General features: G+C 42.5%; 1 protein-coding gene. It reads left to right on the top strand.

The features are described 5' to 3' along the window. The first annotated feature begins 33 nt into the window (after positions 1–33). On the top strand, positions 34–1230 hold the full coding sequence (locus tag ACTNDN_RS24855) for an IS256 family transposase (RefSeq protein ID WP_031540362.1): 1197 nt from the start codon (positions 34–36) through the stop codon (positions 1228–1230). The last annotated feature ends 156 nt before the right edge of the window (positions 1231–1386 follow it).

Below are 1386 nucleotides of genomic sequence, written 5' to 3'. Positions count from 1 at the left end.
ACCACAACCAATCCTAGAAAAGAGGTCTTCCCTATGAATCAGTTTACAACAGAAATTATCGATGCACTAGTAAAAAAACAAGATATTACCGAGGTTTTTCGTTCGCACTTGGAAATGGCGATCAACTCGCTACTTGTGACAGAGTTAACGGAATTTCTAGATTATGAAAAATATGACCGTATTGGCTTTAATTCAGGCAACTCACGCAATGGGTCTTATTCGCGTACGCTTCACACAGAGTACGGCGATTTAGCCATTCAAATTCCACGTGATCGCAATGGTGAGTTCAAACAACAGACCGTGGCTCCGTATAAGCGTTCGAATGATACGCTTGAAGATACGGTGATTCACCTGTTTAAAAAAGGCATTACGATGGCTGAAATTGCCCAGTTAATCGAAAAAATGTACGGCCATCACTATACGCCTCAAACGATTTCGAATATGACAAAAGCGGTTTCAGAAACAGTCGATGCATTTAACAACCGTTCGTTGCATAATCGTTACGTATGCGTGTATTTAGATGCGACGTATATTGCCGTGCGTCGTGATACGGTGTCCAAAGAAGCTGTCTATATCGCTGTTGGTATTCGCGAAGACGGCTCTAAAGAGGTACTCGCTTATACGATTGCCCCAACAGAGTCTGCTTACAACTGGCAAGAGCTACTAGAAGAGCTGAAAGACCGTGGTGTAGAAGACGTCTTATTATTCGTATCAGACGGCTTAAAAGGCATGGCAGACGCTGTTTTCACTGTGTTTCCAAAAGCAAAATATCAAGTCTGTTTAGTTCATGTCGGTCGCAATATTATGCATAAAGTACGCGTAGAGGATCGCAAGGAAGTCTGCGAAGATTTTAAAATGATTCACCAGGCAAAGGACGCCGAAGCAGCTGAGCTAGCACTTGGGCAGTTCTGCGAGAAATGGAGCAAATCGTACAAAAAAGTTACACAAGGCTTACTAAATAACCCGTATTTACTGACGTTTTATCAGTTTCCAAAAGCAATTTGGCGAAGCATCTACTCGACCAATTTAATTGAGTCGTTCAATAAGCAAATCAAAAAATATACAAAGCGCAAGGAACAGTTTCCGAACGAAGAATCACTGGAACGTTTTTTAGTGACGCAGTTCGAGGACTACAATCAACGTTTCGCCTCACGCTGTCACATCGGCTTCAATCAGGCACGTGCAGAGTTGGAAGAGATGTTTGAGCAGCTACATGAACCGACAAACTAACCGGGACGTGCCAGCGCGAAATTTGGGTGTCTAGGAAAGGGCTAGCCCTTTCCTAGACACCCAAATCAACACTTCGAACAAATCTATTTGAATACGAAGGTGATCATCTACCTTGAGAAGTTGAAAAGTCATTTACACAAAAATATTGACAGTACC

The organism is Niallia sp. HCP3S3_B10 (assembly GCF_052064465.1).
In the GTDB taxonomy this organism is placed as follows: Bacteria; Bacillota; Bacilli; order Bacillales; family Cytobacillaceae; genus Niallia; species Niallia hominis.
This window is presented reverse-complemented; position numbering and strand designations above follow the sequence as displayed.

Bases quoted from the DNA above. Each gene is read 5' to 3' on its own strand.
- ACTNDN_RS24855 (WP_031540362.1), top strand. From the start codon at position 34: ATGAATCAGTTTACAACAGAAATTATCGATGCACTAGTAAAAAAACAA.